This window comes from Clostridium pasteurianum BC1, from assembly GCF_000389635.1.
In the GTDB taxonomy this organism is placed as follows: domain Bacteria; phylum Bacillota; class Clostridia; order Clostridiales; family Clostridiaceae; genus Clostridium_I; species Clostridium_I pasteurianum_A.
The window spans coordinates 465,189-479,656 of sequence record NC_021182.1; the positions used below are offsets into that span (position 1 = coordinate 465,189).

Below are 14,468 nucleotides of genomic sequence, written 5' to 3' on the forward strand. Positions count from 1 at the left end.
TAGGAGTATAAACTCAAGCTAAGTAAAATTCATTGATAGTTGAAAACAGCTATAAGAAAATTTTAGTTAGTCATCGGATAAACTAAAAATGTAATTGAGGAGAGTGTATTATGAATATTAAATTACCACAACCTATTGCTTATTTTATTAAAGCAAAAAATGAACACAATAGTAATGAACTTATTTCTTATTTTTCAGACAACGCTATTGTACAAGATGAGGGAGAAAATATATGTGGAGTAAAAGCTATCAAAGAATGGATTGACGAGACTAATAAAAAGTATAATGATACTTTAGAAGCTTTAAATTTAGTAGAAAAGAATGAAAATATCGTACTTACAGCAGTTGTTTCTGGTAATTTTGAAGGAAGTCCAACTAATTTAGATTTTTATTTTACTTTAAATAATGACAAGATTACTACTTTGAAAATCTTACTTTCTGAAGAAAAATAGTAAAAATGAGTTGGCCATAAAACAAATACTATAAATAAAAATAGGAGATTTTTAAAGTGATTATTAATAATTTATTTATAAGATTAAAGGAAAGAAATAACGAAAATATTCAAAAGACAAGAGATGTTTTACTAAGTATGAAGGGAAAGATTGAGACTCTTCGTGATTTAAAAGTTGAGGTTGATATAAGTCAAGGAGATTATGACCTCATGCTAATTACTAAATATGATTCAATTGATGATTTAAATACTTATTTAAATCATCCAGTTCATGTTGAAGTATCAAAATATATTGTAAGTGTATTGGATAAGCAAGTATCTTTTCGTTATGAATCTCTAGATTAGCAGGGAGGGAACATACATAGTGATTTATACAAATCTATGTATGTTCCCCAATTTACGTATTTTTAATATGCTTCTCACCCCACTGGAACATAAGATTAAGTATCGGAATTACTCCCATAATATAATCCATTTCCATTTCAAACTTATACATCTAATTATAGAAGTATTTTTGGGAGAAAAATATTAACAGCATTTATTTATACTATGAATGTAAGCTATGAACAAATGGAACAATTAGGATATAAACAAGGTCTTAAATTTTCAGAAATGGATATGGGAAGAGTCTTTGGATATTTTGAATCATTAATTGCTAATGACACATACCAGTTTGATGATTATTCAAAATATGTAATAACTGTATTTGATGAAAAGAAAAAGGCAAAGGTTAGAAGTGAACAATTTCCTAAAGATTGTGAAAAGGCTTTTAATATGGGAATAAGATTTGCTCAGCAAATATAGAACAAATAAAAATTATTTATATAATATAAAAATTAGATTGTATATAATTCAGATACCTAAATTGCCTGCTATAGTTAATTGCTATAGCAGGCAATAGTTTTTTGGAGTTACCTTAGGCCGCTGGTGCCATGCTATACTTAATTCACAGTAAAACCGGTTGTAAAGGGGAGAATGAAATAAGTAAAACAACCATTGTAGGTTATTCAAGAATAGGAGTAAATAGAGAACTGAAATTTCCAGTAGAAGCCTATTTTAAAGATGACATTGATGCTGAGGAACTTTCAGACAAGGCAAAAAAATTAAGTTATGAACTTTAACTATCCAATCAATCTTAGTAATATCAACGCTTATAAGGATTACGTAGATAGTGGAACATAGGACAGGAATATCTATAATTGAAGATTATATTGATTTGTTTTAAGAGGGAGGAAATATGTTAAAAAGTAAAATATTAAATAGAGATATGGGAATAGTAACTTATGCAATAACTCCACCTAAGAAAAGCAATTCACAGGAAAAGATTATTGAAATTTCTCAAAGACATGTGGAGAGAATAAAGAACATAGATATTGATGGATTAATTATATATGATATACAGGATGAAGGTGATAGATTGCAGGATAAGAGACCCTTTCCATTTTTAGAAACAATAAATCCTGCTGAGTATAGCAGAAAATATATGCAAGAATTAACTGTGGAAAAGATTATATATCGTTGTGTAGGTAAATATCATGAGAATGAGTTAAGAGAATCTATAGCTTCTGATTTGCAAGAAGATAAATTTTCAGTATTTGTTGGAGCAGCTTCAAGAGAACAGGAGGTTAAATTAAAATTATCAGAGGCATATAATATAAGAGAAAAATTGGAGGATAAGCTGACTTTAGGTGGAGTTGTAATACCAGAAAGGCATACAAGAAATAAAGATGAACATATGAGAATTATTAATAAAACAAATAAGGGATGTAAGTTCTTTGTTTCACAGGTAATTTATGATATAGAAGTCTCAAAAAATTTACTATCAGATTATTTTTATTACTGTAAAGATAATCATATGGAAATGGTGCCTATATTGTTTACCCTTACACCCTGTGGTTCTATAAAAACCTTGGAGTTTATGAAATGGCTGGGCATAAATGTACCTAAGTGGATGGAAAATGAGCTAATACATTCAAATGATATTCTGGATAAATCTATTAATTTGGCTAAAAATATATTTGAAGAATTATTGGATTTTGCACTGGATAAGGGTATACCAATTGGATGTAATGTTGAGAGTCTATCCATTAGAAAAGTAGAAATTGAAGCTTCAATACAACTGGTAAGAGATATAAAATTAATTATTGAAAATAAGTTAAAAGGTTATAAATATGAAAAATTAAAAATTATAAATATGAATTGATCTCATATAGATATATTTTACTGTTAGGAAAAAATTTATAAAAATTCTATATAAATATAAAAAAGGACACAAATTTTGATATAAAAAAGTTTGTGTCCTTTTTTTATATTCACTTATGTTTATTGGAAGGTATATTAACTAATGAACATTTGTATTTCAGTGGCTAGCCATTGGATAAAAGTTATTGTAGTTATGAAACACTAAAATATTCATTATTAAAAATCATATTGTTGGTAACGAAGGTTACCGATTAATAAATAAAAATTCTATATAATAATGCTTGTAAGTTAATGCATATATAAATGAAACTTTTAGATTTTAATACAGTTTTTGTCTTGACATAATGAAATTTTAAAGAGTCATATATATTGTATTTTTAAGACAATCTTATAAAAATAATTACAATAATTTAAATAAAATAATCTGGAGGTATGGAAAATGAGTGCGTTTTTGGGTAAGATCCATTATTTACTATATAATAAAATACAACTAAATGAAGATTTACTGGGGGGTATATTAAATTTTGCAGAAGGAAAAAATATTCCTGTTGAAGAGATAAAAAGTAAAATTTATGAAAAATATGGTTACCCAGAGAAAAGGGATTTGGAAGAGGCTATTGATCAGGGGAATATCCATGGGTGGCTTCAGGAAAAAATACAAAGTGTTGAAAATAGGACAGCAGCAATTGTCACTGAATTAATAAATAAGCATGATATAAAAATGGATGATATTTCTAAAATTTATTATGACAATGGTAAAAGGATTATGGGTGCTATGGAAGTGAAAGATTTTTTACCAAAGGATTTATTTGATATTATATTTACCTATATGCTGGAAGGAATGCCTTGCGACATGATTAATGAAGTTATTTTTGAGTCAGAGAGTGAATTTTCATGGAAAACTACAAGATGTATCCATAAACAGCATTGGGATAAGACTGGTGGAGAAGTAAACAATTTTTATACTCTGAGAAAAGCATGGATAAATGGGCTTTTAGATGCAACTGAATATTCTTATATTCGCAGCGAAAATGGAAATAATAAAATAACAAGGGGGTAAGAGTACATGGATGCTATTAATTTAATGATGGAAGAGCATAATAATATTAAGAGAATGCTTTTGCTAGTGAGAAAAGCTAGTGTTAAGGTTATGAAAACAGGTGAAATTGATTACGAAGACTTTAGTAAAATTATTTCGTTTATAAGAAATTATGCTGATGCACATCATCATGGGAAAGAAGAAAAAATGCTTTTTAATCGTATGATAGATGAAATTGGCGGAGTGGCTGAGCCACTTGTAAGATATGGAATGCTTGCAGAACATGATCTTGGAAGACTTTTTATAAAAGAACTGGAAGAAGCTTTAGTAAAGGTAAAAGAAGGCGATGAAGAGGCGAAAGTAGATGTAATAGCAAATGCTGTTTCCTATACCCATCTTTTACAGAGACACATTGAAAAAGAAGACAATGTAGCTTATACTTTTGCAAAGCGTGGATTAAGCAAAGATACTCTTAAAAAAATAGACGAAGAGTGTGAAAGCTTTGAAAAAGAAGCAGAAGAAAAACATATACAGGAAAATTATATAAAGCTTTTAGAAGAACTGGAGCACAAATATATTATTTAGAGTAAACTAAAAAATATAGAATACCTGTGAAATCATGAAAAAATAATCTTTATTTACAAGTGTATAAATGATGCTTTTTATAGTCAAAATTTATTTGTAAAATCGTTTACGAATTTTAAATGAAATGATAAAATATTAAACGTGGAATTCAATTTAGATGTTATGGAGAAAGTCACTGATAGAAATATCGGTGTCTTTTCTTTATGTGTAAAATGTTGATAAGATGTATATAAACAGAGTTATTGGCATCAGGTGGAGTTTTTGTTTATGACTTCTGATGCTTACTAACAGAGTTCTAGGTATCGGTTTGTGATACTAGAAATCGTTGTCCTTTAGGGTAAATCGTTATCCAGGGACGTAGCCACTCTTTACTCCCACTTTTACAGAGTGCGATGGGAGTATTAGAGTGGATAGTCATCGTATAAAATTAGGTAAGTTTAGTGATAGATCTTCTTCTCTGATCTAAATAAATCATTTCAGGCATATGGGAGTATTATAATATAACAATTAAGTAAAATAATAATATTAGCAAGCTATTGCCTAAAGCTTGTTAATAAATTAATGCTATAATAATAAAGGTATTTAAACTAAATGTAGATTGTATTTAACATAAAGAGGTTTTTATATCATAAACTGAATACAAAATGGAGGCATAAAAATGGATTTATTCATAACTATTTTAAAGACAAGTATATTAGAATTGCTCTATCTTACAGCATTGATAATAGCCATAGGATTATTACTAGGTATACTGGAGAAAGGTACAAATAGAAATATGCAAAGGGCGTTTGGAGTAAAGGGGATTATGACCTTTGCCTTTATTGGTACCCCAATTCATGAATTGGGCCATGCAATTATGTGCATTATTTTCGGTCATAAAATTACCAGAATGAAGCTCATTGATACGCATAGTACAAATGGGGTACTAGGTTATGTGGAGCATTCGTATAATCCTAATAATATATATCAAAGAGTAGGAAATTTTTTTATAGGTATTGGACCAATTATAAGTGGGATATTTGTTTTGATTATAGGATTACACTTTCTTTTACCTCAATCTTTTGGACTGTTCCAAAATCATTTAAAGAGTAACTCTAATTACAATATTTTAGATATAAAATTAATAGAATGGAACATGCTTGCTTCTATAGGATTAATAAAAAGCATATTTGTTTTAAATAATTTTGCAAAAGCAGGTTTCTGGATATTTATAATATTAGCATTTTGTGTTTCATCACATATTGCCTTAAGTAAACCTGATATCAAAGGTGCTTTGGATGGATTCATACTTTTATTTATAGTGATTTTTGTAATTAATTTTATTTCACATTATTTAAATATTAATACTTATGATTACCTTTTAAGAATTGGAAAATACAATGCCTATGTAGCTTCCTTTTTAATTATGGCATTGGTCTTTTCAGCAATTTCCTTTATAGTTAGTTATTTATTGTGTTTAATAAAAGGCGTTGCTTAAATGATAAAATTTTCAATTAATGTTTTATATAGTATAAAACTCATAAAAACATTTGTAGTTATAGATGTTTTTATGAATTTTTTTTAATTGTATAAAGTGATTCTCTCACAAAGAGTATATCTAATAAAAGATATATAGTATATATCGCCAAGATTTCATATTGAAGCCACTATAGATGGTATACTGGAAATTAATTTACAACTTTTGTGATTTAATCATGTAGTATATTATTTTAATTAATAAAAAAATAACAAAAATTTAGCTTTAATATTAATATGATAAAGATGTGTGTTTATATTAATAAACATATTAAATTTAAACGATTACATAAATTAAATTAATTGATACATATTATTTGACAGGTATATATTAGGGGGTTATCATAGTAAACATATTAAACAAATCGGAATTATAAAAAGGGGGATATTCATGAAAAAATTATTAGCAATAATTATAGGAATATTTTTAGTTACGTTAGGTGCATCAGGATGTTCTAGTAAATCCAATACCAGCAGCAGTGATGCACTGACAAAAATAAAAAATGCTGGAGTAATTTCTATTGGTACAGAGGGTACCTATGCTCCATTTACTTTTCATGATAGTAATGGAACACTAACGGGCTTTGATGTTGACATAGCAACAGAAGTTGCTAAACGTATTGGTGTAAAGCCTAAATTTGTGGAAACAAAATGGGATGGAATGATTGCAGGTCTTGACAGTAATCGCTTTGATATTGTTGCAAATGAAGTTGCTATAACCCCAGAGAGACAGCAAAAGTATGATTTCTCAAGTTCTTATATTACATCTAAGGCAGTATTAATAGTGAATAAAGATAACAATTCAATAAAAAGTTTTTCAGATTTAAAGGATAAGAAAGCAGCGGAGACTTTAACTAGTAACCTTGCTAAAATAGCTACAGCAAATGGAGCTGACCTTGTACAAGTTGATGGATTTAATCAAGCCATTGATCTTCTAAATTCAAAGAGGGTTGACGCTACGATTAATGACAGTTTATCTTTTTATGATCTTATTAAGCAAAAACCAGATACACAGTTGAAAATTGCTGATACAGATAAAAATGCAGATAAAAATGCAATTATTCTTAAGAAAAATAAAAAAGAACTATTGGATGCTATAAATAAAGCTTTAGCAGATATGAAATCAGATGGGACTTATTTAAAGATATCACAAAAGTGGTTTGGTACAGATGTATCAAAATAGAATTTGAATAGAGTGGTGCTAACATGAATGATAGAATTATACACATACTTTTAAGCTCATTTTTACCAATGCTTGAAGCAGGTATAAAAGTGACAATACCTTTAACCTTAATTTCTTTTTTACTGGGGCTAATTATTGCACTTTTAACGGCATTAGCTAGGATATCAAATATAAAGCCATTAGTTATAATAACTAAATTTTATGTGTGGATAGTTAGAGGTACCCCGTTACTGGTACAATTATTCATAATTTTTTATGGATTGCCCGCTTCAGGAATAACACTAAATGCACTAACGGCGGCAGTAATAGGCTTTACTTTAAGTGTTGGAGCATATAATTCTGAAATAATAAGAGCAGCAATATTATCTATACCAAGGGGACAATGGGAAGCCGGTTACTCAATAGGAATGACTGATAGACAGGTACTTCGAAGAATAATACTGCCTCAAGCTGTAAGAGTTTCAATACCACCACTTTCTAATTCTTTTATAAGTCTTGTAAAGGATACATCTTTAGCTGCATCTATAACAGTTACGGAGATGTTTCAAATTGGGCAGAGAATAACTGCTACCACCTATGAGCCTCTTTGGATATATTGTGAAGTTGCATTTATATATTTGATCTTCTGTACTTTCTTATCCAAATTGCAGAGTGATTTAGAGAAAAAGCTTGATAGATATGTGGATAAATAATGGAGGCATTCTTATGGTTGATATAGAAAATTTGCATAAAGCTTTTGGTAGCAATGAAATTTTAAAGGGAATAAATTTACATGTAAAAAAAGGTGAAACAGCAGTTATAATAGGTCCATCTGGTTCTGGAAAAACTACTCTTTTAAGGTGTGTTAATCTTTTGGAAACACCTGATAGTGGAATTGTCAGTGTAGGAAATAGTAAGCTTGAGTTTTACGAGAATAAGAAGAACAGTAAAAATGACATAGTAACACTTAGAAAAAAAACGGGCATGGTTTTTCAGGGCTTTTTTCTCTTTCCTCATATGACTGTAGTTGAAAATATTATGGAGGGACAGATTACTGTTATCAAAAAGGATAAAAATGAAGCTAGAGATAAAGCAATAAAACTCCTTGATAAGGTTGGACTTTCAGATAAGCGTGATCAATATCCACATCAGCTGTCAGGTGGACAACAGCAGAGAGTTGCTATAGCGCGTGCTATGGCAATAGAACCAGAAGTTTTACTATTTGATGAGCCTACATCTGCACTGGATCCTGAACTTGAAAACGAGGTTTTAAAGGTTATGAAAGAACTGGCTAAGGAGGGCATGACTATGATAGTTGTAACTCATAAAATGAGTTTTGCAAAGGATGCATCTCAAAAGGTGGTATTTATGGATCATGGTACTATAGTTGATGAAGGTACTCCAAAGTATATCTTTGAAGAAACACAAAATGAGAGAGTTAAGCAGTTCTTGAACTTGTTTAAGGAGTAAAAAGTATAATATTTAATTAATAATTATATAATAATTTGCTGACCGGATAACTGGAGGCTATATTTCATGATAAATGGAGTGTAGTCTTTTTTTATTTATTAAAATAAAGTATGGTTGAAAAATATGTAAATAATCTGTTGTTTATGATTACATTTTTTAAACTAGCAGGTAAAAGTACATTCATATTAAATAAAGAGTAATATATTAAAATGGAGATGATAATAATTGTTAGAAGACGGTAATTATTTTCAGATTGAACCTAATACAGAAATCTATTATATAGATAAAGGAAAAGGCATACCTTTAGTTTTTGTACCTGGTTGGACATTTACTTCTGATGTTTTTCAATATCAGATTGATTATTATGCTAAAAACTATAGAGTTATTGCCATTGACCCAAGAAGTTATGGCAGATCTACAATAGTCTTGCATGGAAATGATTATAATACACATGTAAAAGATCTTATAAAGCTTTTAGATTATCTTCAATTAAAAAATATAATTTTGGCTGGCTGGTCATTTGGTGGCCTGGTTACGTGGGGATATATTGAACAACAGGGATTGTCCAATGTAAAAGCATTAGTGAATATTGATGTTACGCCAAAACAAATATCTATAAATGAAGATGCTTGGGTAGGGGGAGAAATTGATGAAATATCAAATAATTATACCTACAATATGAATTCCAATAGAAGCTTAAGGAATTTTATGATTCCCTTTACCACTGAATTTATGGTTGAACGTGAGCTTTCTGAGGAAGAGGTGAATAAAATAATAAAACATTCAGTACGAACACCCTACTACATAACTCGAGAATTATATGCCAGTGGTATGTTTTCAGATAAGACTAAAGCAGCTAAATTAGTAGATAAATCAATAGCGTCCTGTATGTTTATTTCAGAACCTAGAGCTAGTAAAGCAGTGCCATTTATGGAAAAATACTTTCCTAATCCTAAGACATTTGTCTTAGGACGTCATATGATGTTTTGGGAGTACCCTGATAAATTTAATAAACTGCTTGATGAATTTTTAGAAAATATATAGAGAAAATTTATAGTAGCTTAATGTATCACAAATAAATAAGTATAAGACAGCATTAAAACTGTCTTATTTTTTTATTTAAAATTATTGAAATATATCACATTATGATATATAATTATTATATTATGATGTGATATACATTGACATGATATATGGAGGGCTGATTGATTTGAACATTGAAAAAATACGTAAACGATATATTCCCATGAGTGAGACTATGTTTTATATTCTCTTTTCCTTACAGGAAGAGCGACATGGATATGCAATTATGCAGTACGTTAGAAAATTGACAAAAGAGCGTATTATTTTAGGTGCAGGTACAATTTATCAAAGCTTGGGGAAATTAGAAAGTGATGGATTAATCATACATGTAAAAGAAATAGATAGAAAAAAGATTTACGCAATAACTGATACTGGTGAACAAATTCTTCTAGAAGAAGCACAGCGTATCAAAGAAATATATCATATTGTGGAGGGATTATTATGAAGAATACAAAGACCGTTTGGATATCTGCATTTAGAAATGTTGTTCCTGTTGAAGTAGTAATTACAGCCTTTATAATGAGTTTTTCAAATTTATCTACAAGCGGCATAGTGCAATTTATTTTTGGTATTGCTTTATCTTCTGCCTTTACATTATATTTAGGTTATGTTATGAGAAAAATATATAAAAACAGATTTAAATAATATTGTTTTTAAACTGAAACAAATTAAGTATAATTCATAGCTTTTCAAGTCACAATTTTCATATTATTGGACTGGTTATAGCCTAGAGAATTAATTATATCTAGGCTTTTTATTTTTGAAGGAATTATAAATATTTAAAAATATATGTTTATTAGCACATTATATAGATATGTTAAAGTCTAGAAGGCAATTGAATAGTAATATATATGTATTGGTATAATATAATAAGACACTTACTTTTATTAAGTATATGTGATAAAATAGAAGTAGGGGGTGATTTAATGGAAAAATATCATATGTGCCCCAAATTTGAAAATGCTTTTGAATTACTAGGAAAAAGATGGACTGGATTGATTATAAGAACATTACTCAGTGGACAAAAGCGATTTTCTGATATAGCAGAAACTATTCCTAATATGAGCGCTCGCATGCTTACGGAAAGATTTAAAGAGTTAGAAAAAGAAGGAATAATAATCAGAAGGGTTTATCCAGAAACCCCTGTTCGTATAGAATATGAGCTTTCAGAAAAAGGAAGAGAATTACAAGCTGTTATGGATGAGATTCAAAAGTGGGCAGAAAAATGGAACTAGTAAAAAGAATATCATTTACAATTTAGAAAACCTTCTAATTTAATATTAGGAGGTTTTTTATTTCTAGATATCACTTTTTATATACTAAATCATAAAAAGTATATGAAGATTGTAATTTAATTTAAAAAATATAAGATTTAAAATTATTTAGAATTAATTATTGACTAATAATAATATTTATGTAATAATAAATATAGAGTTAGTTACTAAAAATAATTAAATATACTAAACGAACAAAATAAATATTAACAACTAAAATTTGTTTAAAAATAAACCAGATTCCTGATAAGAAGAAAGTTACAGCTATATTTAATTCAGCTGCGAGGAAACATTATATTAAAGAATAAAAATATATTTTAAAATAAGCAATTTGGTAATATGTCAAGAACAAAATGAAAAGAAAAAGAAATGATTTTGAAAAAAATGGGTAACCTTAACAAGCATACGTCAAACTTAGAACGTATGTTCGCAAAACTATTTATTTATCTACCCTATTTGAAGAGTAGAGTTGATTTTTAGCCAGCAATCCAAAAATCAAACGAATCAATTTACGAGATGTTAGTGCGAGTGCTCGTTTATGCTGATGTGTAGTTACTTCAGCAAATTTCTTCTGATAGAATTCTTGATATTCAGGAATATATCTTACGATACTTCCAGCAGCTTCTATCAGATAATAGCGCAAATAACGGTTGCCTGCTTTGTTCATTGGTGTGTTTTCAGCCTTAAAACCACCAGATTGATTTTCCTTCCATACGATGCCAGCGTATTTAGCAATGGCATTGTTATTAGGGAAAGCATGAACACTACCTAATTCTGAAAGAATGCCACTAGAGTAAACAGGGCCGAACCCAGGTATTGACATTAAAATTTGGTATTCAACGGGGTTCATTCCCATAACTGCTTTTTCAATAGCCTTGTTAATAGCTTTAAGTTCTTTCTCAAAAGCCTGAATACAATTAAAAGAGCAGGCAATTGAGGTTGTTAAAGGCTCATACAAACATTTATCAAGGCGGTATGAATTACGTGCAGCCTGCTGCAGAATTTCAGCAGTCATCTGTGGATTGGAAATCCGCTTGCGACTTTTTTTATTGACGAAGTCAACAAGATCTTCAATTGAAGTATTTGCAATATCTTCAGAAGAAAGAAAATCTGTCAATATAGATGACGCAGTAGCACCATATTTATCAGAAAAAGGATGATCATCACCCTGTAACAAAGCAAATTCACTAAACTTGAGAAATACATTGGATAACATGTAAGTCTTTTCTCTGGTTAAGCATTCAACAATATGAAGCCTGTGTCTTGTAAGTCTTTGCAGAGCAAGATATTGAGAACCCCGCCAGGGTTCAGTATGAATTCTGCCAACTCTTGCAAAATCAGCAATAACAAAAGAGTCAATGCTGTCATTTTTATCAAGAGAATTGAAGGAATCTTTGTAGTTAGCAACTTCCTTAGGGTTTAAGCAGTAAACATAAGGCTTGTAAGGCATAAGTCTTTCACTTGAAGATAAAAAATTGGCAATATGTACTCCGTAAAAGGAAGTAGATTCTAAGCCGATTATTACAGTTTTAAAAGTGTTCTTTTCTAACACTTTAACAAGCATGGATTCTAATTGTTCTGCACCAAATTGTGTATTAGGAACAGGCTCCATTTTAATCAAGAATTCTTGATCAAAATTAATAGCAGAGACAACATTTTGTCTCGCACCAATATCGATACCAACAAATAGAGTTGATAAGTAATCTAATTTCTTCATGAAATCACCACCTTTCAAAAATAATGAGGAAATTAGAAAGGAATTATCCTAATCCAAAGTACTGACTGCAACCTCGCGTAATTAGCATTTATCCAGACGAAAAACCTTGCTGGTGGCTACGAAAGGATATGCAACATTTGTGTAAGCAGAATATGATACTTTGGTCAGGCTGCAAGCTTTCTAGGCAATAACAATAAGTTTTGCAGGAGAGATAATGCAGTAACCTTTGCTAAAGTTCCATAAGGACTATTTTAGCATTAGGAAATCCTTTGATAAATAGTAAGTTAAAATGTATAGATTTGAAAGTTAAAGAATCAGCAATATTGAATTGGGAGAATCCCCATTAGAAAAATAGAGATGCTTTCTTAATCTATACAAAATATAAAAAATAAATAAGTCTATAACAGTTATTTAACTGACTATAAACTTATTATACGAGGGAGAGATTAATATGGAAAAAAATTTTTTAACTGCAGTAGCAGATAGACGTACCTTTTATGGAATTAGTAAAGAGGAAGTTGTCTCAGATGAGAGAATTAAAGAAATTATTCAACATGCCGTAAAGCATACTCCATCCTCATTTAATGCTCAAAGTGCCAGAGCAGTTTTATTATTGGGAAAACAGCATGATAAACTATGGGATATTGCAAAAGAAGATTTAAGAAAGATTGTACCAGCTGATGCTTTTGCACCTACAGAAGCTAAAATAGATGCATTTGCCGGTGGATATGGTACAGTGTTATTCTTTGAAGATAAAAGTATAATTGAATCACTTCAGCAGCAATTTGCTCTTTATAAAGACAATTTTCCAATATGGTCTCAGCAATCAAGTGGAATGCATCAATATGTTATTTGGACTGCATTAGAAATTGAGGGCTTTGGTGCATCTTTGCAGCATTATAATGAAATTATTGAAGGTGATGTAAAGAGAGAATGGGATATACCAGATAATTGGAAACTAATTGCACAAATGCCTTTTGGAAAACCAACTGCAGAACCGGATGAAAAGCAATATCAGCCTTTAGAGGAACGTGTTAAGGTATTTAAATAATTTATATTATATGATGAGAGATTATTAATTTAATAAAAAATGCCGTATTATTCAAAATGACCTGCTCCCTGTTAAGTAGACAGGAGCAGTTCAGAAATGAAATTTTACGGTATTTTTCTTTATATTTGAAAATTATTATGAAATGGGTAAGAATATTACTATTTAAATCCGCCTTTTATTAATATAAGTAAACGTATTGTAATTGCTATGTTGATTAGATTGCGATAGTCTTATTCTTTTAAAATATTTATTCTAGATATGAAAGATACGATAATTATATAAAAAATTATCTAATGGATATGATATGGATAATCTATATTAATATATTTGATGATTTTTGGGAAATATAGTTTTGTAAAATACTCATTAAGTATATTGGGAGGTAATTATGAAAAAATATTTGAATTATTTTTTAATTATGTGCACTGTAATGACAGTTCAGTTGCTTTTGGCAAGTAATGTAAGTGCTAAGTCTACCACGGAAGTATATGATACTTCTATGATATCTATGAATAATAATAAAGAATTCTCCATTCCAAAGCTAGTAAATGTTGAGCAGATTTCAAATAACCAAATTCAAATAAGCTACGATAGAGATGTAGATGTAAAATTAGGAACAAAAGCAACTAATTACTGGATTCAAAGTACAAATAATGTGGAACCAAAAGGTATAGCCACTCTAGGTAAAAATGATAAAGTAAATAATAGCAATTCTCTTACAGACAATATGGTTAAAATAGAGCAAAAGGATGGCTCAGCAAAAACATTTATATTAACTTTTAACGAAGATATTACTAGAGGAGAAGAGTATAAATTAATAATTTGTTACGTTACAGTTCAAGGAGCTCCTCCTTACAGTGGAGATAATGGAGCAGCTACATTTGTTGGTAAGTAATATAAAATTAATAAATCTTTAAAA

The 14,468-nt window shown here is 29.4% G+C and carries 18 protein-coding genes; 17 read left to right on the forward strand and 1 reads right to left on the reverse strand.

Features of this window, described 5'->3' with window-relative positions; all coding sequences use genetic code 11:
- Positions 1-110 precede the first annotated feature (110 nt).
- The 15 genes from CLOPA_RS02165 to CLOPA_RS02235 all read left to right on the forward strand — a co-directional run bounded on the left by CLOPA_RS02165 (position 111) and on the right by CLOPA_RS02235 (position 10,742).
- The gene (locus CLOPA_RS02165) at positions 111-452 is read left to right on the forward strand and encodes a nuclear transport factor 2 family protein (protein WP_015613837.1); all 342 of its coding nucleotides are present in this window, start codon (positions 111-113) and stop codon (positions 450-452) included.
- A 56-nt stretch (positions 453-508) separates the two neighbouring features.
- Entirely contained in the window at positions 509-796 is a 288-nt protein-coding gene (locus tag CLOPA_RS02170; protein WP_015613838.1) for a Dabb family protein, read from the forward strand.
- Positions 797-1,021: 225 nt separating this feature from the next.
- On the forward strand, positions 1,022-1,255 hold the full coding sequence (locus tag CLOPA_RS02175; RefSeq protein WP_242834255.1) for a hypothetical protein: 234 nt from the start codon (positions 1,022-1,024) through the stop codon (positions 1,253-1,255).
- Between the two features lie 128 nt (positions 1,256-1,383).
- Positions 1,384-1,572 (forward strand): hypothetical protein, encoded by a 189-nt coding sequence (locus tag CLOPA_RS02180; RefSeq protein ID WP_041710721.1) that lies wholly within the window; start codon positions 1,384-1,386, stop codon positions 1,570-1,572.
- Between the two features lie 116 nt (positions 1,573-1,688).
- On the forward strand, positions 1,689-2,654 hold the full coding sequence (locus CLOPA_RS02185) for a methylenetetrahydrofolate reductase (RefSeq protein WP_015613839.1): 966 nt from the start codon (positions 1,689-1,691) through the stop codon (positions 2,652-2,654).
- Positions 2,655-3,092: 438 nt separating this feature from the next.
- A complete protein-coding gene (locus CLOPA_RS02190; RefSeq protein WP_015613840.1) occupies positions 3,093-3,713 on the forward strand; it encodes a hypothetical protein in 621 nt (206 codons plus the stop codon).
- Positions 3,714-3,719: 6 nt separating this feature from the next.
- Entirely contained in the window at positions 3,720-4,277 is a 558-nt protein-coding gene (locus CLOPA_RS02195) for a hemerythrin domain-containing protein (RefSeq protein ID WP_015613841.1), read from the forward strand.
- A gap of 658 nt (positions 4,278-4,935) precedes the next feature.
- Complete coding sequence (locus CLOPA_RS02200; RefSeq protein WP_015613842.1) at positions 4,936-5,754, forward strand: hypothetical protein; 819 nt, start codon at positions 4,936-4,938, stop codon at positions 5,752-5,754.
- Between the two features lie 429 nt (positions 5,755-6,183).
- The gene (locus tag CLOPA_RS02205) at positions 6,184-6,975 is read left to right on the forward strand and encodes an amino acid ABC transporter substrate-binding protein (RefSeq protein WP_015613843.1); all 792 of its coding nucleotides are present in this window, start codon (positions 6,184-6,186) and stop codon (positions 6,973-6,975) included.
- Between the two features lie 23 nt (positions 6,976-6,998).
- Positions 6,999-7,667, forward strand: coding sequence for an amino acid ABC transporter permease (locus tag CLOPA_RS02210; protein WP_015613844.1), 669 nt, complete (start codon positions 6,999-7,001; stop codon positions 7,665-7,667).
- A 13-nt stretch (positions 7,668-7,680) separates the two neighbouring features.
- Positions 7,681-8,424, forward strand: coding sequence for an amino acid ABC transporter ATP-binding protein (locus CLOPA_RS02215; protein ID WP_015613845.1), 744 nt, complete (start codon positions 7,681-7,683; stop codon positions 8,422-8,424).
- A 225-nt stretch (positions 8,425-8,649) separates the two neighbouring features.
- Positions 8,650-9,468, forward strand: coding sequence for an alpha/beta fold hydrolase (locus CLOPA_RS02220; RefSeq protein ID WP_015613846.1), 819 nt, complete (start codon positions 8,650-8,652; stop codon positions 9,466-9,468).
- Between the two features lie 166 nt (positions 9,469-9,634).
- Positions 9,635-9,952, forward strand: a complete 318-nt coding sequence (locus CLOPA_RS02225) for a PadR family transcriptional regulator (protein WP_015613847.1) — start codon at positions 9,635-9,637, stop codon at positions 9,950-9,952.
- Positions 9,949-10,152 carry a hypothetical protein gene (locus tag CLOPA_RS02230; RefSeq protein WP_015613848.1) on the forward strand — a complete coding sequence of 68 codons (204 nt, stop codon included), beginning with the start codon at positions 9,949-9,951 and terminating at the stop codon, positions 10,150-10,152. Before CLOPA_RS02225 ends, CLOPA_RS02230 begins: the two co-directional genes overlap by 4 nt.
- A gap of 281 nt (positions 10,153-10,433) precedes the next feature.
- Complete coding sequence (locus CLOPA_RS02235) at positions 10,434-10,742, forward strand: winged helix-turn-helix transcriptional regulator (RefSeq protein WP_015613849.1); 309 nt, start codon at positions 10,434-10,436, stop codon at positions 10,740-10,742.
- A gap of 478 nt (positions 10,743-11,220) precedes the next feature.
- Here the strand turns inward: CLOPA_RS02235 and CLOPA_RS02240 are convergent, their stop codons facing one another.
- Complete coding sequence (locus CLOPA_RS02240) at positions 11,221-12,498, reverse strand: IS110 family transposase (RefSeq protein ID WP_015613850.1); 1,278 nt, start codon at positions 12,496-12,498, stop codon at positions 11,221-11,223.
- Positions 12,499-12,949: 451 nt separating this feature from the next.
- Here CLOPA_RS02240 and CLOPA_RS02245 point away from each other — a divergent pair, with 451 nt between their 5' ends.
- Together CLOPA_RS02245 and CLOPA_RS02250 are read left to right on the forward strand one after the other, a co-directional pair.
- A complete protein-coding gene (locus CLOPA_RS02245; protein WP_015613851.1) occupies positions 12,950-13,549 on the forward strand; it encodes a nitroreductase family protein in 600 nt (199 codons plus the stop codon).
- 388 nt (positions 13,550-13,937) lie between these two features.
- On the forward strand, positions 13,938-14,444 hold the full coding sequence (locus CLOPA_RS02250) for a hypothetical protein (RefSeq protein WP_015613852.1): 507 nt from the start codon (positions 13,938-13,940) through the stop codon (positions 14,442-14,444).
- Positions 14,445-14,468: the final 24 nt, after the last annotated feature.